We start from the raw sequence: 24449 nt of genomic DNA, 5'->3' as shown, positions 1-24449 counted from the left end.
ATGCTGCACATTGCCGATACGACATTCACTTCACGGCTGCTGACCGGCACTGGGAAATTCGCCACGCCAGAATTGATGCTGGCAGCACTTGAGGCTTCTGGTTCTCAGTTAGTCACTATGGCGATGAAACGCGTTGACCTGAACGGCGGCAACGACGCCATTCTCGCCCCGCTACGCCAGCTCGGTATTACGCTGCTGCCGAATACCTCAGGGGCCAAAACCGCAGACGAAGCCATTTTTGCGGCCCGACTGGCGCGAGAAGCGCTGGGCACTCGCTGGCTGAAGCTGGAAATTCACCCCGATGTGAAATACCTGCTGCCCGATCCTATCGAAACCCTGAAAGCCGCCGAACAGCTGGTAAAAGAGGGATTTACGGTGCTGCCCTACTGCGGTGCCGACCCTGTGTTGTGCAAACGGTTGGAAGAAGTCGGCTGTGCGGCAGTGATGCCGCTGGGCGCACCGATCGGCTCCAATCAAGGACTGCAAACGCGAGATTTTCTCCGCATCATCATCGAACAGGCGCGTGTTCCGGTGATTGTCGATGCGGGCATTGGCGCGCCCAGTCATGCGGCCGAGGCACTGGAAATGGGAGCCGACGCTGTACTGGTCAACACGGCCATCGCCGTTGCCCGCGATCCCGTAGCGATGGCACACGCATTCAGACTGGCAGTCGATGCCGGTGGGCTTGCCTGTCAGGCCGGTCTGGGAAGTAAGCAATTTGTCGCCAGCGCCACCAGCCCGCTCACCGGTTTTCTGCATCAGCAAACAGAAGGGGCGGAGCGATGAGCGTCGATTTCCAAACCGTCTGGGAACAGCTCGACTGGGATGACCTGACGCTGTGCATCAACAGTAAAACCGCACGTGATGTCGAGCGAGCGCTTGCTGCCCCACACCTGACACGTGGCGATTTTATGGCGCTCATTTCACCTGCCGCCAGCGCCTATCTGGAACCGCTAGCTCAGCGGGCGCAACAGCTCACCCGCCAGCGTTTCGGCAATACGGTAAGCTTCTATGTCCCGCTGTACCTGTCCAACCTGTGCTCTAACGACTGCACCTACTGCGGCTTTTCGATGAGTAACCACATCAAGCGAAAAACGCTGGATGAAGCAGAGATCCTGCGTGAATGCGCCGCTATCAAGAAACTGGGGTTTGAACACTTGTTGCTCGTGACCGGCGAACACCAGCGTAAAGTAGGCATGGATTATTTTCGTCGCGTCTTTCCACTCATCCGACCGCTCTTCAGTTCGCTGATGATTGAAGTTCAGCCGCTGTCGCAAGACGAATATGCCGAGTTGAAAACGCTGGGGTTAGATGGCGTGATGGTCTATCAGGAAACCTATCATCCGGCGACCTATCAACTGCATCATCTAAAAGGACAAAAGCAGGATTTCCATTGGCGACTCGCCACGCCGGATCGACTGGGTCGTGCGGGGATCGACAAGATCGGGCTAGGCGCTTTAATCGGCCTGTCCAATAGCTGGCGCACCGACTGCTACATGGTGGCGGAACACCTGCTGCACTTACAGCGGAACTACTGGCAGAGCCGGTATTCTATCTCGTTCCCGCGCCTGCGCCCCTGTGCAGGCGGCATTGAACCGGCGTCGCTTATGAATGAAGCGCAGCTCATGCAGGTCATTTGTGCATTCCGGTTGCTGTCACCGGATATTGAGCTGTCGCTTTCCACGCGTGAATCGCCTTTCTTTCGCGATCATGCCATTCCTATCGCAATTAACACCGTCAGCGCATTTTCCAAAACCCAGCCAGGTGGCTACGCCGACGACCATCCTGAACTGGAACAGTTTTCACCGCATGATTCACGACGCCCTGAAGAGGTAGCGCAGGCCATCATACGAGCAGGTCTCCAGCCCGTATGGAAAGACTGGGACAGTTATTTAGGCAGAGAGTCATTGCGCAGGTAACGCGGCGATATGCCTGATAGTGGTCACAGAAGCGTGAAGTGAGAGGGAAACACGGTGATGAGGTTCCCGCAGGGACACCTCGCACCGTGGTAGTCCTCGCATCTCGGATCTTAAGCGATCGGTATGCGTGATACGCATGATTTGGGATGCAGTTCGCAAGCTGAAATGAGAATTACACGGAAGGCAACATTCTCAGGATAGCGCTGCGCAACATGACATTCGGCCTATCGTCACGGCATTCGCTGAGTAATACAGTAGCGTCGTTGGCAAGCCTGAGCATGATTACAGAGCGTGCTGGCCGGAGCTGTTTGCTACTTATCGGCTCTGCACATCAACCCGCCGATACGGGGCTTATCCTTACCCGTATCGGCCCTTCCTTAAAATTATCAGGGTGCGTTCTGGTCAGGAAAAGTGTGCATCATCTTCGCGACTTCATTGCCCACAATGCGCAGCCCTTCTCTCATTTCTTCCGTAAAGCGATTGGCATAATTGAGTCGAATACAATTGCGATATTTGCCTGAGGCGGAGAAGAGCGAGCCAGCGGCTATCTGTATGCCTGCTTTTCTGACCTCACGACTGAGCTTGAGCGAATCAAAATATTCGGGCAGTTCAATCCACATCAGAAAGCCCCCCTGGGGACGGCTCACACAGATGTTTGACGGAAAATACTCACGCACCCAGCAAGTAAACGTATCCAGATTCGCTTTGTACTGAGCACGCATGCGGCGTAGGTGAGGTTGATAGTGTCCGTTACGAATAAATTCCGCCACGGCTAGCTGGGGCTGCACCACCGTCGATCCTGTACTGATGTATTTTGTATGAATCACCCGCTCCAGATAGCGCCCCGGAGCAATCCAGCCAACGCGCAAACCGGGAGCCAGATTCTTTGAAAACGAACTGCACAACAGTACACGTCCGTCTTCATCAAATGATTTGATCGCACGGGGACGCGGATATTCATAGGCCAACTCGCCATAGGCATCATCTTCAATAATCGCGATATCAAAATGCTGCGCCAGCGTCACCAGCGATTTTTTACGGGCGTCTGGCATGATGAAGCCAAGCGGATTGTTACAGCTCGGCACCAGAAGTACGGCTTTGATCGGCCACTGATCCAGCGCCAGCCTCAATGCTTCGAGACTGATCCCCGTGACTGAGTCAGTTGGGATCTCTATCGCTTTGACATCAAGTCCACGGAGGATCTGCATCGTGCCCGGAAAAGCCGGTGACTCAACGGCTACGATATCACCAGGCTGACAAACGGCGCGGACGGCAACAAATAAGGCTTCCTGACATCCGGTCGTGATCACAATATCATCTTGAGTCAGTTGGCAGCCGCAGTCGACGGTAAGACGAGCAATCTGTTCGCGCAACGCAGGCACGCCATACACGCTGTCATATTGTAAAACCCGAGGATCCTGATATTGGCAGAGGCGACTCATCTCTTTCCACAGTGGTTTGATGGTCGGCTGGCTTACATCCGGCATTCCGCTACCAAATTTCAGCACGTTGGTTTCCAGACGCACGTTCACCAACTCCAGCACCGATTCCCACTGCGTGATCTCAACCGGGCGTTGAGCAGGACGCGTCAGCGCGGGTACGGGCGGCGTTGCCTTACGCGGTGTGACAAAATATCCCGAACGCGGCTGCGGCATAATCAACTGCCGGGTTTCCAGCAGATGATAGGCTTGCTGTACGGTACTGATGCTCACACCATGCTCTGTACTCAGTGCCCGTACAGAAGGCAGCCGCTCTCCGCTTTGGTACAACCCTTGTTCGATCCGCTGTTCTAACAGCCCAGCCAAGTGTTGATAACGCGTCATCAGTATCATTCCCTATCAAGATTCACAGCAGTAACCAGTACAGATTCAAATAAAAATCACCATTCAGATGCAATATCACACAATCTGTATGCTAAAAAAATTGATTTTTTGAGTCTGTATTGAAAATACCTTTCACCTCATCATAGCGATCATTCACTGGCGAGGGGGAAAATATGGAATTTCATGAGAATCGATCACAAAAACCGTTCCGCGAGTCACCATTTTGGCTAATGCTGATTTTGCCTTACCGCTTGTGGAAAGCCTGGCGGGCAAGGGCACAAACGCTGAAGATACTACGAAATATGAGCGATGACGGGCTTAAGGATATTGGGCTAAAGCGAAGCGATCTTGATCGGTTCAGATAGCGCCACGGCAAAAAACAGTAGACTAAAAAGCAGTAAAAAATATGCCGATACAGACTCTGCATCTGTATCGGCATTTTGGATTAGAGAGACGGGGATCTTAGTGAGGTGAAGCATCCGTCGGTTTTGCTTTCATCTGCATCCCGACAATCGCCGACAGCAAACAACCAATAGCAAGGTAAGCCGCCACCGCGTGCCATGAGCCATCCATAAACTGCACCAGTAGAACAGCGATAAAAGGTGTAAACCCGCCGCCAACCACGCTGGCGACCTGATAACCCACACCCGCCCCGCTATAGCGGTACGCCGTACCAAATAGCTCAGTAAACATGGGCTGCTGTACGCTAACAATCATATCGTGAGCAATATTCGCCAACATGATGGCAAAGAACAGAATCAGCAGTGTGTTATGGCTTTCCAGCGCCATAAAGAATGGCACCGCACTCGCCGCCCCAATCAGTGCACCAGTAACGTAGATCCGACGGCGGCCAAAGCTATCTGCCAGATAGGCAAAGAAAGGAATAGATACGCAGCTGATCGCCCCCACCAGCAGCCCGATGTTCAGGAAGATATCCCGCGATAGCCCAAGATGAGTCGTGGAATAATTGAGGGCAAACGCGGTGACGATATACATCGTCAGCAGTTCGCCAAGCCGTAGCGCAATAATCAGCAGAAATGCCTTCGGGTGCTGGCGCAGTGCTTCCATGATAGGGAACGAACGCAATTTATTGGCTCTTTCTCCCAGCGTTTTATTCGCCTCAAATTCCTGAGACTCATCCATCCCGTTACGCACCCACCAGGCGATAGCCACCAGAATCAGGCTGAATAAGAACGGCAGACGCCAACCCCAGGTGGTAAATTCTTCGTTGGTCGTCAAATTGCTCACCACCGATACCGACCCTGTAGCAAGTAGCAGACCGACCCCAAAGCCAACCTGTACGCCACTGCTGTAAAACGCTTTCTTCTTCTTCGGTGCATTCTCTACCGCCAACAGCGCCGCACCGCCCCATTCACCACCCACCGCAAAGCCCTGAATTGCCCGCAGCGTAACCAGCAGCACCGGTGCCCACCAGCCAATCGAATCAAACGAGGGTAACAGGCCAATCAGCGCAGTAGAAATACCCATCATCCAGACCGTGATCATCAGCATTCGTTTACGACCCAGCTTATCGCCGAAGTGGCCAAACACCATGCCGCCTAGCGGTCGAAACAGGAAACCAACGCCGAACGTACCAAATGCCGCCAGCGTCCCCATTGTCGGGCTGACCTGTGGGAAAAATTCGGTATTAAATACAAGAGCGGCAACAATTCCGTACAGTAGAAAATCGTACCAATCGACAACGGCCCCCACAAAACTTCCCCATGCTGCGCGTTTTGCTCGATGTTGAAAATGGCTTACTGTCTGTGTTTGTAAGGTTTTATCAGAAGAAAGTGAGTCATCTTGCTGAGGTAATGAGCCGCCAGGCTGTGAGAGTGTTGGCGTAGTTGAGGTGTCCATGTCGGTTCCGTTCTATTTACTTTACACTACTGTACAACAAAAAATTTCAGGAAGAAATAAAACGCTGGGAGCGTTTTATAACAACGCACAGCGTTGGCCCGCCAGGGTGGAAGGCAAGGACGCCTTCCATCAATTTTTAACGTCGCTTGCGACGGCCTTTAGGTAGCGCACAGGGATGTGCGCAATAAAAAAACCCCAGCCATGATAGCTGGGGTTTTTGTTATTTACCGCATGATAGTGCAGCGTAAAGAGACTTACTCGTCGTCGCTGCTACCAAAGCCTGCGTTCAGCAGTTCGGCTAGGTTAGCAGAAGCTTCATCGGCACTCACCTGAGGTACGATAGGCGCTTCACCCGCCTGACGGCGGCGCATACGATCCTGATGATACGCATAACCCGTACCCGCTGGGATCAGACGACCTACGATAACGTTCTCTTTCAGGCCACGCAGTTCATCACGCTTACCAGCAACAGCAGCTTCGGTCAGTACGCGAGTGGTTTCCTGGAACGATGCCGCAGAAATGAAGGACTCGGTCGCCAGAGATGCTTTGGTGATACCCAGCAGATCGCGGCTGAACGTTGCCGTAATCTTGCCATCCGCTTCCAACTTGCGGTTAGCAATCTTGATGCGAGAGAATTCTGCCTGTTCGCCTTCCAGGAACTCCGTGCCACCAGCGCTAACGATGGTGCCTTTACGCAACATCTGACGAACGATAACTTCGATGTGTTTATCGTTAATCTTAACGCCTTGCAGACGGTAAACTTCCTGAACTTCGTTGGTGATATAACGCGTTACTGCATGTACACCACGCAGACGCAGAATATCGTGCGGAGACTCTGGGCCGTCGGAAACAACGTCACCACGCTCCACAACTTCACCTTCGAACACGTTAAGCTGACGCCATTTCGGAATCATCTCTTCGTAAGCATCGCTGCCATCCAACGGAGAAATTACCAGACGGCGCTTACCTTTGGTTTCTTTACCGAAGGAAATGATACCGCTGATCTCTGCCAGAATAGCCGGCTCTTTCGGACGACGGGCTTCAAACAGGTCGGCTACGCGTGGCAGACCACCGGTAATGTCCTTGGTACCACTGGATTCCTGAGGGAGACGCGCCAATGTATCACCGGCACCAATCTGAACCCCATCTTCCAGCTGAACAATTGTTTTACCCGGCAGGAAGTATTGAGCAGGCATATCAGTACCTGGAATCAGTACATCTTCGCCTTTGCCATCAACGATTTTCAGTGCTGGACGTAGGTCTTTACCACTACCGGTACGCTCTGCGCTATCCAGAACCACGATAGAGGACAAACCAGTCAGTTCGTCGGTCTGGCGAGTAATGGTCTGACCGTCAATCATATCAGCAAAGCGGATGAAACCGCTTACCTCGGTCACCACTGGCATGGTATGCGGGTCCCAGTTTGCGACGGTTTCGCCACCGCTAACTTCTGAGCCGTCACCCTTCGCCATCACTGCACCGTAAGGCACTTTATAGCTTTCTTTGGTACGTCCGAATTCGTCGATCAGTTTCAGTTCGGTATTACGTGAAGTAATAACCAGTTTACCGTTGCTGTTCATAACGAACTTCGCGTTGTTCAGTTTCAGGCTACCTTTGTTTTTCACCTGAATGCTGGACTCAGCTGCCGCACGCGATGCCGCACCACCGATATGGAACGTACGCATGGTTAACTGTGTACCTGGCTCACCGATGGACTGTGCCGCGATAACCCCGATAGCCTCACCTTTGTTGATGATATGACCACGAGCCAGATCGCGACCGTAGCAATTGGCGCACACGCCAAAGTCGGTTTCGCAACTTACCACTGAACGTACTTTAACGGCGTCAACGGAGTTCTCTTCCAACATGTCACACCACTGCTCATTCAGCAGCGTGTTACGTGGAACCAGAATGTCCGCGGTGCCCGGTTTGATCACGTCTTCAGCCGTTACACGGCCCAGTACGCGCTCACGCAGTGGCTCTTTAACATCGCCACCCTCGATAACCGGCGTCATCATGATACCTTCGTGGGTACCACAATCGTCCTCGGTCACAACCAGATCCTGTGCAACGTCAACCAGACGACGAGTCAGATAACCGGAGTTCGCCGTTTTCAGTGCGGTATCCGCCAGACCTTTACGCGCACCGTGCGTCGAGATGAAGTACTGGAGTACGTTCAGACCTTCACGGAAGTTTGCGGTAATTGGCGTCTCGATGATCGAACCATCTGGTTTCGCCATCAGACCACGCATACCCGCCAACTGACGAATCTGTGCTGCAGAACCACGCGCACCGGAGTCAGCCATCATAAAGATGCTGTTGAAAGAAACCTGCTGCTCAACCACGCCATCACGGTTAACCACATCCTCAACGGACAGGTTTTCCATCATCGCTTTCGCAACACGTTCGTTCGCCGCTGCCCAGATATCGATCACTTTGTTATAGCGTTCGCCCGCGGTAACCAGACCAGACTGGAACTGCTCCTGAATCTCGGCAACTTCGGTTTCGGCTTCTTCGATAATCTCGGCTTTTTTCTCCGGGATAACCATGTCATCGATACCTACGGAAGCACCAGAGCGCGCCGCGTAAGCAAAACCGGTGTACATAGTCTGGTCAGCGAAGATAACTGTCGGCTTCAGACCCAAAATGCGGTAACAGGTGTTCAGCATTTTGGAGATCGCTTTCTTGCCCAGAGGCTGGTTAACGATCGAGTACGGCAGACCTTTCGGTACGATCATCCACAGGATGGCGCGACCGATAGTCGTATCGATAATCGACGTCTGATGCGTAACCTCACCTTCGATGCTCTTGATCTCTTCCGTGATACGCACTTTAACGCGCGCATGCAGAGAGGCCAGACCAGCGCGATAAACGCGTTCAGCTTCTTTCGGACCCGTGAGCACCATGCCTTCGCCTTTGGCGTTAACACAGTCACGCGTCATGTAATACAGACCCAATACCACGTCCTGAGAAGGAACGATGATTGGCTCACCATTCGCAGGGGACAGGATGTTGTTGGTCGACATCATCAACGCACGCGCTTCCAACTGGGCTTCCAGCGTCAACGGTACGTGTACAGCCATCTGGTCACCATCGAAGTCGGCGTTATATGCCGCACAAACCAGCGGGTGCAGTTGGATCGCTTTACCTTCGATCAGAACCGGTTCAAATGCCTGGATACCCAAACGGTGCAGTGTTGGTGCACGGTTCAGCAGTACTGGGTGTTCGCGGATGACTTCGTCCAGGATATCCCATACGACAGCTTCTTCGCGCTCAACCATTTTCTTGGCGGCTTTAATGGTGGTAGCAAGACCACGCAGTTCCAGCTTGCCGTAGATGAACGGTTTAAACAGCTCCAGTGCCATTTTCTTCGGCAGACCACACTGATGCAGACGCAGGTATGGACCAACGGTGATTACAGAACGACCGGAGTAGTCAACACGCTTACCGAGCAGGTTCTGACGGAAACGCCCCTGTTTACCTTTGATCATATCGGCCAAAGATTTCAGAGGACGTTTGTTAGAACCGGTGATCGCACGACCACGACGGCCGTTATCCAGCAGGGCATCAACCGCTTCCTGCAACATACGTTTTTCGTTGCGTACGATGATATCCGGCGCAGCCAGATCCAGCAGACGTTTCAAACGGTTGTTACGGTTGATCACGCGACGATACAGATCGTTCAGGTCGGAAGTCGCGAAACGACCACCATCCAGCGGAACCAAAGGACGCAAATCTGGTGGCAGTACTGGCAGAACGGTCAGGATCATCCACTCTGGCTTGTTACCAGACTGTACGAATGCTTCCAGCAGCTTAATACGCTTAGTCAGCTTCTTACGTTTGGTTTCAGAGTTGGTTTCGGTCAGCTCTTCACGCAGTTGCTCGCATTCCTGCTCCAGATCCATGTTCTTCAGCAGAGCCTGGATCGCTTCGGCACCCATTTTGGCGTCGAATTCATCACCAAACTCTTCCAGCGCATCCAGATACTGCTCTTCAGTCAGGATCTGACGGCGCTCAAGGTTGGTCATACCGCCTTCAACCACGACATAAGATTCAAAATAAAGCACGCGCTCAATATCACGCAGCGGCATATCTAACAGCAAACCGATACGGGAAGGCAGTGACTTCAGGAACCAGATGTGCGCAGTCGGAGAAGCCAGCTCGATGTGACCCATACGCTCACGACGTACTTTAGTTTGGGTCACTTCAACGCCGCATTTCTCACAAATAACACCGCGGTGTTTCAGGCGCTTATACTTACCGCATAAGCACTCATAATCTTTTACTGGCCCAAAGATACGGGCACAGAAAAGGCCGTCACGCTCAGGCTTGAACGTACGGTAGTTGATGGTTTCTGGCTTTTTAACTTCACCAAAAGACCACGAACGGATCATGTCTGGCGAGGCCAGAGCAATTTTGATCGCATCAAACTCTTCGGTCTTAGTTTGCGCTTTCAGAAACTTTAATAAGTCTTTCACGGATTGGCTCCTGTCGGAGTTAGACCTGATAGACACCTGATCTATGCCGTTAACAACAATATTGTCGTTAAAAACAACGTTCAGGTGTCCCTATGACGAATGCCAGCAATACAACAGGCTGGAATTACTTTTCTTCCAGCTCGATGTTGATACCCAGCGAGCGAATTTCTTTCAACAATACGTTGAAGGATTCCGGCATGCCTGGTTCCATCTGATGATTGCCATCCACGATGTTTTTATACATCTTGGTACGGCCATTCACGTCATCAGACTTAACGGTCAACATTTCTTGCAGGGTATAAGCTGCACCATAAGCTTCCAGCGCCCACACTTCCATCTCACCGAAGCGTTGACCACCGAACTGCGCCTTACCACCCAGCGGCTGCTGAGTAACCAGGCTGTAAGAACCGGTGGAACGAGCATGCATCTTATCGTCAACCAAGTGGTTCAGTTTCAGCATGTACATGTAGCCCACGGTAACCTGACGCTCAAATTGCTCACCGGTACGTCCATCGTACAGGGTAATCTGACCGGAGGTAGGGATACCGCCCATCTGCAACAGTTCCTTGATTTCTTTCTCTTTTGCACCGTCAAATACTGGCGTTGCAATTGGCATACCTTTCTTCAGGTTTTCAGCCAGACGCATAACTTCTTCGTCTGAGAAAGTGCTCAGGTCAACTTTCTGACGCACATCGTCGCCCAGGTCATAGGCTTTCTGGATGAACTCACGCAGTTTGGTCACTTCTTCGTGCTGTTTGAGCATGGCGTTGATTTTCTCGCCGATACCTTTCGCAGCCATACCCAAGTGGGTTTCCAGAATCTGACCGATGTTCATACGTGAAGGTACGCCCAGCGGGTTCAGTACGATATCGACCGGCGTACCGTTCTCATCGTAAGGCATATCTTCGATCGGGTTGATCTTGGAGATAACACCTTTGTTCCCGTGACGACCTGCCATCTTGTCACCCGGTTGGATCTGACGTTTAACGGCCAGATAAACCTTAACGATTTTCAGCACGCCTGGTGCCAGATCATCGCCTTGGGTGATTTTACGGCGCTTAGCTTCGAGTTTTTTCTCAAACTCGTGCTTCAGCTCATCATACTGTTCTGCCAGCTGTTCCAACTGATTCTGTTTATCTTCATCAGTCAGACCCAGTTCCAACCAGCGCTCGCGCGGCAGTTTGTCCAGTTTGTCAGCTTCTACGCCGCCAGAAACCAGGACTGCATGGATACGTGCAAACAGGCCCGCTTCCAGAATCTGCAATTCTTCAGTCAGGTCTTTCTTCGCCTGCTTCAGCTGCATTTCTTCGATTTCCAGCGCACGTTTGTCTTTTTCCACGCCATCGCGGGTAAAGACCTGTACGTCGATAATCGTACCGGAAACACCGTTTGGTACACGCAGAGAAGAGTCTTTAACGTCAGACGCTTTCTCACCGAAGATCGCACGCAGCAGTTTCTCTTCTGGCGTCAGTTGGGTTTCACCTTTCGGCGTTACCTTACCAACCAGAATGTCACCGCCGGTCACTTCCGCACCGATGTAAACGATGCCGGATTCATCCAGTTTAGAAAGTGCTGCTTCACCCACGTTCGGGATGTCCGCAGTAATTTCTTCAGGCCCTAACTTAGTGTCACGAGACACACAGGCCAGTTCCTGAATGTGGATGGTCGTAAAGCGATCTTCCTGAACCACACGCTCGGAAACGAGGATGGAGTCTTCGAAGTTGTAACCATTCCATGGCATGAATGCCACGCGCATGTTCTGACCCAACGCCAGTTCACCCAGATCGGTGGACGGGCCATCTGCCAGAACGTCACCACGTTCTACCGGCTCACCCAAAGACACACACGGCATCTGACTGATGCAGGTGTTCTGGTTAGAACGGGTATATTTGGTCAGGTTATAGATGTCGATCCCAGCTTCGCCCGGATACATTTCATCGTCATTAACGCGGATTACAATACGCGATGCATCCACGTACTGTACTGTACCACCACGTTTGGCTACGGCAGTTACACCGGAGTCAACCGCAACGGCGCGTTCCATACCGGTACCAACCAGCGGCTTATCAGCACGCAGGGTCGGAACGGCCTGACGTTGCATGTTCGCACCCATCAGGGCACGGTTGGCGTCATCGTGTTCCAGGAACGGAATCAGGGATGCACCGACGGAAACCACCTGCTGTGTGGAAACGTCCATGTATTCAACCTGATCGCGGCTGAACAAGCTGGACTCGCCTTTGTTACGGCAGGTAACCAGTTCGTCGATGAAGCGGCCTTCTTCGTCCAAATTGGTGTTCGCCTGTGCGATAACGAAGTTACCTTCTTCAATCGCAGACAGGTAATGGATCTCATCCGTCACCACATTTTCACGCACACGACGATACGGGGTTTCAAGGAAACCGTATTCGTTCGTTTGCGCATAAACGGAGAGGGAGTTGATCAGACCGATGTTTGGACCTTCCGGCGTTTCGATAGGACAAACGCGACCGTAGTGAGTCGGGTGTACGTCACGAACTTCAAAGCCAGCACGTTCACGCGTCAGACCGCCTGGACCCAATGCGGAGATACGACGTTTGTGCGTAATCTCAGACAGCGGGTTGTTCTGGTCCATAAACTGTGACAGTTGACTTGAACCGAAGAACTCTTTCACGGCAGCCGAAATCGGCTTGGCGTTGATCATGTCCTGTGGCATCAGCGTATCGAGGTCGCCCAGAGACAGACGCTCTTTTACAGCACGTTCTACACGCACCAGACCAACGCGGAATTGGTTTTCTGCCATTTCGCCAACGGAACGGATACGACGGTTGCCGAGGTGGTCGATATCATCCACTTCGCCTTTACCGTTACGGATATCAATGAGCTTCTTCATCACTTCGATGATGTCATCTTTGCTCAGGATACCGGAACCTTCGATCTCGTCACGCAGCAGAGAACGGTTGAACTTCATACGACCAACCGCAGACAGATCGTAGCGGTCTTCAGAGAAGAACAGGTTCTCGAACAGCGTTTCCGCGGCTTCGCGCGTTGGTGGCTCACCAGGACGCATCATGCGATAGATTTCAACCAACGCACTTAAACGATCGTTTGACGGATCGACGCGCACGGTTTCAGACATGTATGCACCATGATCAAGATCGTTGGTGAACAGTGTCTCAATACGTTTGTGGCCAGACTGGCTCAGTTTAGCCAGCAGATCCAGCGACAGTTCCATGTTGGCTGCGCCGATCAGTTCACCGGTGCTCTCGTCGACATAATCTTTGGACAGTATTTTGCCAGCGATATACTCAACAGGCACTTCAATGCGCTCAATACCGTCTTTCTCTAACTGACGGATATGGCGCGCAGTGATGCGGCGACCTTTCTCGATATAAACTTTACCGTTCGCTTCAATATCAAACGATGCGGTTTCACCACGCAGGCGCTCAGGAATCAGATCCATCTGCAATTTATTGCCATTGATTTCATAGACAATTTTATCGAAGAAAAGATCGAGAATCTGTTCGGTGGAATAACCCAGCGCGCGCAAGATAATGGTCGCAGGCAATTTGCGACGGCGGTCGATACGGACAAACAGGTTATCCTTCGGATCAAACTCGAAATCCAGCCAGGAACCACGGTAAGGAATAATACGTGCGTTATACAGCACCTTACCTGAAGAGTGGGTTTTACCTTTGTCGCTATCGAAGAACACACCTGGGCTACGGTGCAACTGAGACACGATTACGCGCTCAGTACCGTTGATCACGAAGGTACCGTTATCAGTCATGAGCGGAATTTCGCCCATGTAAACTTCTTGTTCTTTGATGTCTTTAACGGTGCCTTCAGGCGCTTCGCGCTCGTAGATCACCAAGCGCAGTTTTACGCGTAGCGGCGCAGAGAACGTCACACCACGGATCTGACATTCTTTGACGTCAAATACAGGCTCGCCCAAGCGATAGCTAACGTATTGCAGCTCTGAATTGCCGCTATAGCTTTTTATAGGGAAAACAGAACGGAATGCAGCTTCCAAACCGTACTGACCTTCTGGGTCTTGCTCGATAAACTTCTGGAACGAGTCAAGTTGGATAGAAAGGAGATAAGGTATGTCCAAAACCTGTGGACGTTTACCAAAATCCTTACGGATGCGTTTTTTCTCGGTATAGGAGTAAACCATAGGGTTCCTCAGCTAGCTGACAAGTCGAACCACTCTGTCTGCCCTAACAAGGACAGTTCATGCAACACTATTTATGTTGGTCGGAAAATAGAGAACTTTCCGTAATACGTCTTTCTATTACTCTTAAACCATTTCGTTGCTCTTGCTTAGGCATGGAGCCCATGCAGGAAAGCAGTATATTAAGTCGTCAATAGAAAAAAATATTGGGGGAAATCAATGGCTAAACAGTGTGAAATCCCATTAATGCCCTACAGCGCAAAAAGGCTGGTGACTAAAAAGTCACCAGCCATCAGCCTAATAAATCAGGCTGCAACCTGAAAGGTTGGCTTATTTAACTTCAACTTCTGCGCCAGCTTCTTCCAATGATTTCTTCAGTGCTTCAGCGTCATCTTTGCTCACGCCTTCTTTCATCACGGCTGGTGCAGACTCAACCAGATCTTTGGCTTCTTTCAGGCCCAGACCAGTTGCGCCGCGCACAGCTTTGATTACAGCAACTTTGTTAGCGCCGATAGCTTTCAGCACAACGTCGAACTCAGTTTTTTCTTCAGCAACTTCAGCTGGGCCAGCAGCAACAGCTACAGCAGCAGCAGCAGAAACACCGAATTTTTCTTCCATAGCAGAAACCAGCTCAACAACATCCATTACAGACATAGCTGCTACTGCTTCCAGAATTTGATCTTTAGTGATAGACATAACAATTGTTCCTAAGAATCAGAAATAGTTTATACGTTAGCAAGTACGTTAGAAAAGAAAGTGCTATTACGCAGCTTCTTTTGCATCGCGAACAGCAGCCAGAGTGCGGACCAGTTTGCCTGCAGCGGCTTCTTTCATGGTCGACATCAGACGTGCCAGTGCTTCTTCGTAAGTCGGCAGCGTTGCCAGACGGTCAATTTGAGCCGCCGGGATCAGCTCACCTTCAAAGGCTGCAGCTTTGACCTCGAATTTTGCATTCGCTTTCGCGAACTCTTTGAACAAACGAGCAGCAGCGCCCGGGTGTTCCAGAGAATATGCAATCAGGGTCGGACCGACAAACGTGTCTTTCAGGCACTCAAATTGAGTACCTTCAACAACGCGACGTAGCAAGGTGTTACGAACAACACGCATGTAAACGCCAGCTTCACGCGCTGCTTTACGCAGTTCGGTCATTTTATCAACGGTAACGCCACGGGAATCCGCAACAACCGCAGACAGCGCACCTTTGGCTACTTCGCTGACTTCAGCAACAATCGCTTGTTTGTCTTGAAGATTTAATGCCATTAGCTTTTGCTCCTGGATTTAGCCGGAGAAACTCTCCGGAACTCACTTCACTTATCGCCAAAATTAGAGATAAGCGTTGAAACACGGTGAGCAGAATCCAGTAAAAAATTATTCTTTATAAAAAAGAAAAACGTTATTTAGGCTCTGTCACCGTCTACGCAGGAGAATTAAGTTTCTTACGAAACACCTGCGGTCTTGGACGGAGGCCTGGATAGGCCAGGCTCCAACCGAAAAATTCTTGCGTCATTCCACTTGAGGAACAACGGGCGTAAAATTATAGGTAAATCTCACACCCGAGTAAAGCGGAACAAAAGCTATTAGTTAGCAGCAGCGTTCAGACCGCTCTGGTCGATGGCAACGCCAGCGCCCATAGTGGTAGACAAGCTAACTTTCTTGATGTACACGCCTTTCGCCTGAGATGGTTTTGCTTTTTTCAGCGCAATCAACAAAGACTCTAGGTTTTCTTTCAATTTGTTAGAATCGAAATCAACCTTACCGATAGTGGTATGGATGATGCCGTTCTTGTCGTTACGGTAACGAACCTGACCAGCTTTAGCATTGTTAACAGCTTCAGCAACGTTAGGAGTTACAGTACCCACTTTCGGGTTTGGCATCAGGCCACGTGGACCCAGAACCTGGCCCAATTGACCAACAACGCGCATTGCATCTGGAGATGCAATAACAACGTCAAAGCCCATTTCGCCTTTCTTGATCTGATCAGCCAGATCTTCCATGCCCACGAATTCAGCGCCAGCTGCTTTAGCAGCTTCAGCGTTTGCACCTTGGGTGAAGACAGCTACGCGAACAGAACGACCGGTGCCGTGAGGCAGAACAGTTGCACCGCGAACGTTTTGGTCAGATTTACGTGCATCGATGCCGAGGTTAACAGCTACGTCTACACTTTCTACGAACTTAGCAGTGGCCAGCTCTTTGAGCAGAGCAACAGCTTCGTTGATGTCATACTGTTTAGTTACATCAACTTTGTCACGGATCACACGCATGCGCTTGGTCAGCTTAGCCATTTATTAATCCTCCACTACCAGGCCCATGGAACGAGCGGTACCTGCGATAGAGCGCGCCATGGCGTCTACATCAGAACCAGTCATGTCCGCAGCTTTAGTTTCTGCGATTTCACGAACCTGAGCGCTCGTTACTTTACCTACTTTGTCTTTGTTCGGCTTGCCTGAACCAGACTTGATACCAGCCGCTTTCTTCAGCAGAACAGCTGCTGGAGGCGTTTTGGTAACGAAGGTGAAAGAACGGTCAGAATAAACGGTAATAACAACCGGAGTCGGCAGACCCTTCTCAAGGCTTTCAGTTTTAGCATTGAACGCCTTACAGAATTCCATGATGTTAACACCTTGCTGACCCAGAGCAGGACCTACCGGTGGGCTCGGGTTAGCCATACCAGCTGCAACTTGCAGCTTGACGTAGGCTTGTACTTTCTTGGCCATTTAACTTTCCTCGATTGGGTAATAGCGCCTAATAAAAGGCTCCCCGTGGTTTGTATTACGTTTCAGACGCCGTTAAGGCCACTGAAAAACAAAAGGCGCGAAATTATAGGTTAATTTCGCGCCATAGGCAAGTCGCTATTTTCAGCAAGTCTTGTCAGGCAATTAGCCTTTTTCGACCTGAGCAAAGTCCAGTTCAACAGGTGTCGCACGACCAAATATAGAAACAGACACCTTCAGGCGGCTCTTCTCGTAATCAACTTCTTCAACAACGCCGTTAAAGTCGGCAAATGGACCATCGTTAACGCGAACCATTTCACCCGGTTCAAACAACGTTTTCGGACGAGGCTTGTCACCAACCTGCTGGAGACGATTCATAATCGCATCCACTTCTTTATCACTGATTGGAGCAGGACGGTCAGATGTGCCGCCAATGAACCCCATAACACGGGGTACACTGCGCACAAGATGCCAACTCGCATCTTCCATAACCATCTGTACTAAAACATAACCGGGGAAAAACTTGCGTTCGCTCTTGCGACGTTGACCACCACGGATCTCAACGACTTCTTCAGTAGGAACCATGACTTCGCCAAAAAGCTCTTCCATATTATGGAGTTTGATGTGTTCACGCAGAGACTGTGCTACGCGACCTTCAAAACCAGAAAACGCCTGAACGACGTACCAACGTTTTTTTGGAGCTTCAGACATCTTTTAGAACCTCAGGCCAGTGATAAACGATACCAGACGAACCAGAATACCATCCAGCCCCCACAAAATCAGTGACATCACGGCAGTAACTGCGGCAACGATTAACGTGGTGTGTAACGTTTCCTGACGAGTCGGCCAAATTACTTTACGTACTTCAGTACGCGCTTCGCGAGCAAACGTTACGGTTGCTTTGCCTTTTGTGGTCAGCAGAGCCACACCACCAGCTGCGGCGATCAGGATAACAACAGCCAATGCACGCAGAGGAAGACTAAGTTCGCGGTAATAATAATTGCCAACAATCGCAACGACCAGCAAGGCACCTACTACCAGCCACTTAATCACTTCCAGGCCACGCCCACTATCCTGAGCTTCGGTATTCGCACTCATAAACCAACCTGTCACAATGATTCAGACAAATAACTTTGCCCCGTAACCACGGAGCAACCAAACCGAAAGATGTTCTGTAAAACGAATAATTCGGTATTTACGCCGTATCTACAGAGCCTATCTCACCAATGATTATATCTCACAATCGCTGATGAGATAGGTTCTACCATGACAGCGTAGAAAAAGGGCATCAAATGATGCCCTTTTATCGCGTGTCGCGTCAAACGTTATCAGCGATTAAGCGATAACTTTAGCAACAACGCCCGCGCCTACTGTACGGCCGCCTTCACGGATTGCGAAACGCAAACCATCATCCATCGCGATTGGGTGGATCAGGGTAACAACCATTTTGATGTTGTCGCCCGGCATTACCATCTCTACGCCTTCTGGCAGTTCGATGGTGCCCGTCACGTCAGTGGTACGGAAGTAGAACTGAGGACGGTAGCCTTTGAAGAACGGAGTATGACGGCCGCCTTCATCTTTGCTCAGGATATACACTTCTGATTCGAACTGAGTGTGCGGCTTGATTGAACCCGGCTTAGCCAGTACCTGACCACGCTCGATTTCTTCACGCTTGATACCGCGCAGCAGAACACCAACGTTCTCGCCTGCACGACCTTCGTCCAGCAGTTTGCGGAACATTTCTACGCCAGTACAGGTAGATTTCGCCGTATCTTTGATACCAACGATTTCAACTTCTTCACCCACTTTAACGATACCGCGCTCTACACGACCGGTAACAACGGTACCACGACCGGAGATGGAGAATACGTCTTCGATTGGCAGCAGGAACGGCTTGTCAATCGCACGCTCTGGTTCTGGAATATAAGAATCCAGGTAGCCTGCCAGTTCGATGATTTTTGCTTCCCACTCAGCGTCGCCTTCCAGCGCTTTCAGAGCAGAACCACGAACCACTGGGGTGTCGTCGCCTGGGAAGTCGTACTGAGACAACAGCTCACGCACTTCCATCTCAACCAGTTCCAGCAGCTCTTCATCATCAACCATGTCACATTTGTTCAGGAACACGATGATGAAAGGAACGCCAACCTGACGACCCAGCAGGATGTGCTCACGGGTCTGAGGCATTGGGCCGTCAGTCGCAGCAACAACCAGGATCGCACCGTCCATCTGGGCAGCACCGGTGATCATGTTTTTCACATAGTCGGCGTGCCCTGGGCAGTCAACGTGCGCGTAGTGGCGAGACGGGGTATCGTATTCAACGTGAGAGGTGTTGATAGTGATACCACGTGCTTTTTCTTCTGGTGCGTTATCGATCTGGTCGAATGCACGCGCGTTACCACCGTAGGTTTTAGCCAGAACGGTAGTGATTGCAGCGGTCAGCGTTGTTTTACCATGGTCAACGTGGCCGATAGTACCGACGTTAACGTGCGGTTTTGTACGTTCAAATTTTTCTTTAGACATCGATTGTCCCTCTAAGACACGGATAAATCGGTGGTATCACCACATCAACCAAGCGATAGCTCGCTGAATTTATTCACAGAAAGAAAATCAGGAGGAGGAAAAGGAAGTGGTGCTGATAGGCAGATTCGAACTGCCGACCTCACCCTTACCAAGGGTGCGCTCTACCAACTGAGCTATATCAGCACATCTTGGAGCGGGCAGTGGGAATCGAACCCACATCATCAGCTTGGAAGGCTGAGGTAATAGCCATTATACGATGCCCGCATCCTGGAACTCGGCTACCTAATTTTTCTGTAGATTTTGAAGTTGGGGAATAAGATTTTATAGACCCCGCCTTCGTCGATCCGGCTTACTTTTACTACCGTATCGAGTATCCTGTTGCCAGGATTGAATTTGGTGGTGGGGGAAGGATTCGAACCTTCGAAGTCTGTGACGGCAGATTTACAGTCTGCTCCCTTTGGCCGCTCGGGAACCCCACCTGATTGTGTACTTGATGGTGCCGGCTACCGGAATCGAACTGGTGACCTACTGATTACAAGTCAGTTGCTCTACCTACTGAGCTAAGCCGGCTTCAAGTGCTGCGCATTCTAGGTAGACAGAACGCTCGATGCAACAAAAAAATTGCGTAAAATGCGCTATCGCTTAGATTTTATCCAAATACAGCTATAAATCTAGAGTAACAGTAAGAATTAGCGCAAAGAACCACCAGTTCTATCCAGTAAAGTGGAGGTTTCGCCATCAAATTTCCGCCGATGCCTCTAGCACCTAAAATACGATTTTGCTCTTTAGAAGAGCACGCACTGCACTGATCGATGCTATTTTGCTCGCTTTTCTAAGGGAATGAACCTGGAATACATTTTGCTCGGTTAGAAATAAATTTCTGTCGAAGAGGAAAAATACGATGAAAACCGTTCAACTCAATGCCGCAACCTTACCTGCCTATCGTGAGGAACTGGCTAGCCTACTCATAGATGCTGTAGAAAAAGGTGCTTCTGTTGGGTACCACTCGCCACTGTCCCACAAAGAAGCCACAGAATATTTTCATAGTTTGCAAACATTCGTCGCCAGCGGTGAACGCATGTTATGGGTAGCGCGCGATGAGAATGGTGTCGTCGGAAGCGTACAGCTTGAGTTGTGTCAAAAGCCAAATGGGAAAAACAGAGCTGAAATTCAAAAATTATTGGTTCACAGTCGCACAAGAAGAGCAGGAATAGGCCGACTGCTCATTCAACTATTGGAACAGAGCGCGCTTTCACAACAGAGGGGATTACTCTACTTAGATACTCAAGCAGGTTCCCCCGCAGAAGCGTTCTACCGTGCATTGGGCTATCGCCATCTGGGAGAATTACCAGACTATGCTTGCACACCCGATGGCTATTATCACCCAACGGCCATTTATTATAAGCGCCTCTTTGCCGTGAATGGTTTAGGTAAAGCCATCGCTAGTTAGCAAACACTCGATGCGTAAACATAGAAGCATCGGGTACAGCACCGATTTTCTCTTCTTCTTTCTAGCAGCAAAGTGTTAACCTGCCCATTATCAAAAATTTATTACATAAGAGAAGGTGCCGCGATCATCGCGTTGACTAAACTAATAGCCCGTTTTCTTCGCTGGGCGAAGAGTCCCTTTTCTTACCTGTGAAGCAGGCAGAACACGACTTATGAGCAATAGAGAGCAATCCTTGGCCACGCCATATCTACAATTTAACCGCAGCCAATGGGCCGCCTTGCGCGATTCCGTCCCGTTAACGCTGACAGAGGAAGAAATCGTTAAGCTCAAAGGGATTAACGAAGACCTTTCATTAGACGAAGTCGCAGAAATTTATCTGCCGCTATCTCGCCTGCTCAATTTCTATATCAGCTCTAATTTACGACGTCAGGCTGTGCTTGAGCAGTTCTTAGGAACTGATGGCCAAAAAATACCTTACATAATCGGTATTGCAGGCAGTGTCGCTGTAGGAAAAAGTACCACAGCTCGTGTGCTTCAAGCGTTATTAAGCCGTTGGCCGGAACACCGCAGTGTAGAACTTATTACAACCGATGGGTTTCTTCATCCAAATAAGGTGCTAAAAGAACGCGATTTGATGAAGAAAAAAGGTTTTCCGCAGTCATACGATATGCATAGCTTGGTGAAATTTGTTTCTGATATAAAATCAGGGACACACAAAGTCACAGCCCCAACTTATTCCCACCTGACATATGACATTGTTCCTAATAACAATAAAGTGCTGGAGCAACCTGATATTTTAATATTAGAAGGCTTGAATGTTTTACAAAGTGGAATGGACTATCCACATGATCCACATAGAGTTTTTGTTTCTGATTTCGTAGATTTCTCTATTTATGTGGATGCGTCTGAAACACTGTTACAGACATGGTATATAAATAGATTTTTGAAGTTTAGGCAGGGTGCATTCTCAAATCCAAACTCATATTTTCATAATTATGCAAAATTGACGGAAGAAGAATCTATCGGTATTGCATCTCAATTATGGAAGGAAATTAACGGACTTAATCTAAAAGAAAATATCCTCCCTACCCGGGAGAGAGCTAGTCTTATTATGACCAAAAGCGCCAACCATGCCGTTGAATGTGTTAGATTAAGAAAATAAATATATAAAAGGGGGATATCTCCCCCCCTTTTTTTATACACCGCGCAGAGAAATTTCCCCACCAATATACGGTGCTATCAAACCATCGTTTTCTAATAACAATGCACCTTGGTGATCGATTCCTCGTTCTATCCCATGTATTTCGCGATTACCGATAATCAAACGGATCGGACGATTAAAATAGTTATCCAATTTTTCCCATCTGGGAATAAATGGTTCAAGACCTTGTAGTTCAAAGACGGCCAAAGCGCTTCTTAATTCAGAAATAAGAGCCGAAGCGAGAGTATTACGATCAATCTCTATACCTGCCTCTTGTAAATTTATCCAGCCTTGATTAATCGTATCTGGGGCAGGTGCCCTCATTTGTAAATTAATGCCTGCACCAATTACCAAATTAGCAGCATCCCCAGTTTTCCCAGTCAGTTCAACAAGAATACCAGCCAATTTTCTATCCTTCAGATATAAATCATTAGGCCATTTGACTCGAACACCATCAGCACCAAGCTTATGTAGCACTTCGGCCATTACGATACCGATAACCAGACTCACTCCAACAGCCGCAGCTGGTCCCTGCTCTAAACGCCAATATAAGGATAAATACAAATTCGCACCAAAGGGTGAAAACCATTGCCGCCCCCGACGACCACGCCCAGATTGCTGATACTCAGCAATACATGCATCACCGGATGACAGCGAATCCAATCGTTCTAAAATGTACTGATTCGTAGAATCAACGACAGGTAAAACCGTCACGCCACTTTCCGGTAGGCGCTTAAGAATAACTTCTTCATCTAGTAACTGCATAGGCGTTGGCAAAGAATAGCCCTTACCCGTTACAGTAAAAACATCAATTCCCCAATCACGTATAGTTTGAATATGTTTATTAATCGCAGCTCGGCTCATCCCCATCATTTCGCCCAGTAGCTCACCGGAATAAAATTCACCATCAGATAGGATTTTAATTAATTTAAGAGGAACCGTAATATCTTTCATGATAATACCTCGATGGCATTGACCTCTCCATGCGCAGCAATAAAGCGAACTTCAGGTTCCAGTTGTATGGAGAATTTTTCAGAAACCTGGTTGCGGACGTAACGAGCTAATTCAACAATATCTGAGCTTTTTGCATTATTTTTATTAATCAGAACTAATGCCTGTTTCTCGTGAACAGCAGCACCACCAAGCTGGAATCCTTTAAGTTTGCATTGATCAATTAACCATCCAGCGGCCAATTTAACGTTACCATCAGCTTGTAAATACTGAGGAGCATTCGGATAGTCTTGTAAAATACGTTCGGCATGCTGTTGTGTAATTATTGGATTTTTGAAGAAGCTACCAGCATTACCTGTCACTACAGGGTCTGGAAGTTTACTTCGACGCATATGACAAACAAAATCAAATACCTGCTGTGACGTCACGGTTTCAGGATTCAGTTTTGCCAAATCACCGTAGTTGAGTACTGGATTCCACTCTTTCTTTAAAAAAAACCCTACAGCAGTAATCGCAAACCCAGAGCGATATTTATGCTTGAATATGCTTTCACGGTAACTGAATTGACATTCCTCAGAGCTAAGACGCATGACCTTACCTTCAGTCAGATCCAGCAATTCCACATAATCACAGACATGTTGTAATTCAATACCATACGCACCAATATTTTGTATCGGTGCAGAGCCCACACATCCGGGAATTAATGCCAGATTTTCTAACCCAGCAATGCCACGCTTAAGCGTATATTCAACTAATTGATGCCAATTCTCACCTGCACCAACATGAAGATACCACCCATCGCTTTCTTCTCGAATATCTATACCCTTGAGCCGATTTAGCAGAATAGTACCTAAAAAATCTTCAAGAAAAAGGACATTACTCCCTTCCCCTAGCAACAAAATAGGCTCTTGTGATGCACTGGCGACGCGCCATCCTTCAATCAATTTTTCCTGAGTATCCGCAACCTTAATACAAGATGCGGAAACAGGTAACGAGAAAGAGTTATAAGACTTTAATGAAATAACGCTCGACGCCATGATAGAAATACCTACTAATTCAGATATCACATAGTCTACCTGATCTACGCAAGATACCGGCTGTCTTTTGCCACCGGATACGTATAAACAACTATTCCTAACATCCATAGCAAAAAGCCCCTGTCTTGCGACAGGGGCTTTCCACTTATTTGATGCCTGGCAGTTCCCTACTCTCACATGGGGAAGCCCCACACTACCATCGGCGCTACGGCGTTTCACTTCTGAGTTCGGCATGGGGTCAGGTGGGACCACCGCGCTATCGCCGCCAGGCAAATTCTGTTTCATTCTAACCGTCATGCTTTGCTTACGCTCTCGCACAACCATCAGAACCAATCCTAAAACAAGCTAA

18 protein-coding genes, 4 tRNA genes and 1 rRNA gene are annotated in these 24449 nt (G+C 49.5%); 5 read left to right on the top strand and 18 right to left on the bottom strand.

What is annotated here, in order from left to right; all coding sequences use genetic code 11:
* Both DMB82_RS01020 and thiH read left to right on the top strand, forming a co-directional pair.
* The gene (locus DMB82_RS01020; RefSeq protein WP_102116820.1) at positions 1-786 is read left to right on the top strand and encodes a thiazole synthase; all 786 of its coding nucleotides are present in this window, start codon (positions 1-3) and stop codon (positions 784-786) included.
* Positions 783-1919 (top strand): 2-iminoacetate synthase ThiH, encoded by a 1137-nt coding sequence (gene thiH, locus DMB82_RS01015; protein ID WP_116164309.1) that lies wholly within the window; start codon positions 783-785, stop codon positions 1917-1919. Before DMB82_RS01020 ends, thiH begins: the two co-directional genes overlap by 4 nt.
* A gap of 386 nt (positions 1920-2305) precedes the next feature.
* Here the strand turns inward: thiH and DMB82_RS01010 are convergent, their stop codons facing one another.
* Positions 2306-3742 (bottom strand): aminotransferase-like domain-containing protein, encoded by a 1437-nt coding sequence (locus DMB82_RS01010; protein ID WP_116164311.1) that lies wholly within the window; start codon positions 3740-3742, stop codon positions 2306-2308.
* A 173-nt stretch (positions 3743-3915) separates the two neighbouring features.
* On the opposite strand from DMB82_RS01010, the gene DMB82_RS01005 reads away from it, so the two are divergent.
* On the top strand, positions 3916-4107 hold the full coding sequence (locus tag DMB82_RS01005; RefSeq protein WP_010285501.1) for a DUF1127 domain-containing protein: 192 nt from the start codon (positions 3916-3918) through the stop codon (positions 4105-4107).
* Between the two features lie 97 nt (positions 4108-4204).
* Here the strand turns inward: DMB82_RS01005 and shiA are convergent, their stop codons facing one another.
* From shiA to DMB82_RS00935, 14 genes are all read right to left on the bottom strand, one after another.
* Positions 4205-5602, bottom strand: coding sequence for a shikimate transporter (shiA, locus tag DMB82_RS01000; RefSeq protein ID WP_102116823.1), 1398 nt, complete (start codon positions 5600-5602; stop codon positions 4205-4207).
* A gap of 254 nt (positions 5603-5856) precedes the next feature.
* A complete protein-coding gene (rpoC, locus tag DMB82_RS00995) occupies positions 5857-10080 on the bottom strand; it encodes a DNA-directed RNA polymerase subunit beta' (protein ID WP_116164313.1) in 4224 nt (1407 codons plus the stop codon).
* 124 nt (positions 10081-10204) lie between these two features.
* On the bottom strand, positions 10205-14233 hold the full coding sequence (rpoB, locus tag DMB82_RS00990) for a DNA-directed RNA polymerase subunit beta (RefSeq protein WP_102116825.1): 4029 nt from the start codon (positions 14231-14233) through the stop codon (positions 10205-10207).
* Between the two features lie 327 nt (positions 14234-14560).
* Complete coding sequence (rplL, locus tag DMB82_RS00985) at positions 14561-14926, bottom strand: 50S ribosomal protein L7/L12 (RefSeq protein WP_005970331.1); 366 nt, start codon at positions 14924-14926, stop codon at positions 14561-14563.
* 66 nt (positions 14927-14992) lie between these two features.
* A complete protein-coding gene (rplJ, locus tag DMB82_RS00980) occupies positions 14993-15490 on the bottom strand; it encodes a 50S ribosomal protein L10 (RefSeq protein WP_010285495.1) in 498 nt (165 codons plus the stop codon).
* 317 nt (positions 15491-15807) lie between these two features.
* Entirely contained in the window at positions 15808-16512 is a 705-nt protein-coding gene (gene rplA / locus DMB82_RS00975) for a 50S ribosomal protein L1 (protein WP_010285494.1), read from the bottom strand.
* A 3-nt stretch (positions 16513-16515) separates the two neighbouring features.
* Entirely contained in the window at positions 16516-16944 is a 429-nt protein-coding gene (rplK, locus tag DMB82_RS00970) for a 50S ribosomal protein L11 (RefSeq protein WP_005970337.1), read from the bottom strand.
* A gap of 162 nt (positions 16945-17106) precedes the next feature.
* Positions 17107-17652, bottom strand: a complete 546-nt coding sequence (gene nusG, locus DMB82_RS00965) for a transcription termination/antitermination protein NusG (protein WP_005970339.1) — start codon at positions 17650-17652, stop codon at positions 17107-17109.
* A gap of 3 nt (positions 17653-17655) precedes the next feature.
* A complete protein-coding gene (gene secE, locus DMB82_RS00960) occupies positions 17656-18039 on the bottom strand; it encodes a preprotein translocase subunit SecE (RefSeq protein ID WP_102116827.1) in 384 nt (127 codons plus the stop codon).
* 237 nt (positions 18040-18276) lie between these two features.
* Positions 18277-19461 carry an elongation factor Tu gene (gene tuf / locus DMB82_RS00955; RefSeq protein ID WP_102116828.1) on the bottom strand — a complete coding sequence of 395 codons (1185 nt, stop codon included), beginning with the start codon at positions 19459-19461 and terminating at the stop codon, positions 18277-18279.
* Between the two features lie 107 nt (positions 19462-19568).
* Positions 19569-19644 (bottom strand) — tRNA-Thr (locus DMB82_RS00950).
* Between the two features lie 6 nt (positions 19645-19650).
* A tRNA-Gly gene (locus tag DMB82_RS00945) sits at positions 19651-19725 on the bottom strand.
* 130 nt (positions 19726-19855) lie between these two features.
* Positions 19856-19940 (bottom strand) — tRNA-Tyr (locus DMB82_RS00940).
* A 15-nt stretch (positions 19941-19955) separates the two neighbouring features.
* Positions 19956-20031: transfer RNA gene (locus DMB82_RS00935), tRNA-Thr, on the bottom strand.
* Between the two features lie 331 nt (positions 20032-20362).
* Here DMB82_RS00935 and DMB82_RS00930 point away from each other — a divergent pair.
* Positions 20363-20911 (top strand): GNAT family N-acetyltransferase, encoded by a 549-nt coding sequence (locus DMB82_RS00930; protein WP_116156673.1) that lies wholly within the window; start codon positions 20363-20365, stop codon positions 20909-20911.
* Between the two features lie 211 nt (positions 20912-21122).
* The gene (gene coaA / locus DMB82_RS00925; protein WP_102119302.1) at positions 21123-22073 is read left to right on the top strand and encodes a type I pantothenate kinase; all 951 of its coding nucleotides are present in this window, start codon (positions 21123-21125) and stop codon (positions 22071-22073) included.
* Positions 22074-22106: 33 nt separating this feature from the next.
* On the opposite strand, the gene birA is transcribed toward coaA, so the two are convergent.
* The 3 genes from birA to rrf form a co-directional block, all read right to left on the bottom strand.
* The gene (gene birA, locus DMB82_RS00920; RefSeq protein WP_116156672.1) at positions 22107-23066 is read right to left on the bottom strand and encodes a bifunctional biotin--[acetyl-CoA-carboxylase] ligase/biotin operon repressor BirA; all 960 of its coding nucleotides are present in this window, start codon (positions 23064-23066) and stop codon (positions 22107-22109) included.
* Positions 23063-24100: a UDP-N-acetylmuramate dehydrogenase gene (gene murB / locus DMB82_RS00915; protein WP_102119304.1), complete on the bottom strand. Its 1038-nt coding sequence runs from the start codon at positions 24098-24100 to the stop codon at positions 23063-23065. Before murB ends, birA begins: the two co-directional genes overlap by 4 nt.
* 154 nt (positions 24101-24254) lie before the next feature.
* Positions 24255-24370: ribosomal RNA gene (gene rrf / locus DMB82_RS00910) — 5S ribosomal RNA — on the bottom strand.
* Positions 24371-24449 lie beyond the last annotated feature (79 nt).

Source organism: Pectobacterium aquaticum, assembly GCF_003382565.3.
Lineage (GTDB): Bacteria > Pseudomonadota > Gammaproteobacteria > Enterobacterales > Enterobacteriaceae > Pectobacterium > Pectobacterium aquaticum.
The sequence above is the reverse complement of the archived record's forward strand: the minus strand, read 5'-3'. Positions and strand labels throughout refer to the sequence as shown.

What these genes read in the sequence shown, in the direction of transcription:
- DMB82_RS01020 (WP_102116820.1), top strand. Translation starts at nt 1, where the DNA reads ATGCTGCACATTGCCGATACGACATTCACTTCACGGCTGCTGACCGGC.
- thiH (WP_116164309.1), top strand. Translation starts at nt 783, where the DNA reads ATGAGCGTCGATTTCCAAACCGTCTGGGAACAGCTCGACTGGGATGAC.
- DMB82_RS01010 (WP_116164311.1), bottom strand. Translation starts at nt 3,742, where the DNA reads ATGACGCGTTATCAACACTTGGCTGGGCTGTTAGAACAGCGGATCGAA.
- DMB82_RS01005 (WP_010285501.1), top strand. Translation starts at nt 3,916, where the DNA reads ATGGAATTTCATGAGAATCGATCACAAAAACCGTTCCGCGAGTCACCA.
- shiA (WP_102116823.1), bottom strand. Translation starts at nt 5,602, where the DNA reads ATGGACACCTCAACTACGCCAACACTCTCACAGCCTGGCGGCTCATTA.
- rpoB (WP_102116825.1), bottom strand. Translation starts at nt 14,233, where the DNA reads ATGGTTTACTCCTATACCGAGAAAAAACGCATCCGTAAGGATTTTGGT.
- rplL (WP_005970331.1), bottom strand. Translation starts at nt 14,926, where the DNA reads ATGTCTATCACTAAAGATCAAATTCTGGAAGCAGTAGCAGCTATGTCT.
- rplJ (WP_010285495.1), bottom strand. Translation starts at nt 15,490, where the DNA reads ATGGCATTAAATCTTCAAGACAAACAAGCGATTGTTGCTGAAGTCAGC.
- rplA (WP_010285494.1), bottom strand. Translation starts at nt 16,512, where the DNA reads ATGGCTAAGCTGACCAAGCGCATGCGTGTGATCCGTGACAAAGTTGAT.
- rplK (WP_005970337.1), bottom strand. Translation starts at nt 16,944, where the DNA reads ATGGCCAAGAAAGTACAAGCCTACGTCAAGCTGCAAGTTGCAGCTGGT.
- nusG (WP_005970339.1), bottom strand. Translation starts at nt 17,652, where the DNA reads ATGTCTGAAGCTCCAAAAAAACGTTGGTACGTCGTTCAGGCGTTTTCT.
- secE (WP_102116827.1), bottom strand. Translation starts at nt 18,039, where the DNA reads ATGAGTGCGAATACCGAAGCTCAGGATAGTGGGCGTGGCCTGGAAGTG.
- tuf (WP_102116828.1), bottom strand. Translation starts at nt 19,461, where the DNA reads ATGTCTAAAGAAAAATTTGAACGTACAAAACCGCACGTTAACGTCGGT.
- DMB82_RS00930 (WP_116156673.1), top strand. Translation starts at nt 20,363, where the DNA reads ATGAAAACCGTTCAACTCAATGCCGCAACCTTACCTGCCTATCGTGAG.
- coaA (WP_102119302.1), top strand. Translation starts at nt 21,123, where the DNA reads ATGAGCAATAGAGAGCAATCCTTGGCCACGCCATATCTACAATTTAAC.
- birA (WP_116156672.1), bottom strand. Translation starts at nt 23,066, where the DNA reads ATGAAAGATATTACGGTTCCTCTTAAATTAATTAAAATCCTATCTGAT.
- murB (WP_102119304.1), bottom strand. Translation starts at nt 24,100, where the DNA reads ATGGCGTCGAGCGTTATTTCATTAAAGTCTTATAACTCTTTCTCGTTA.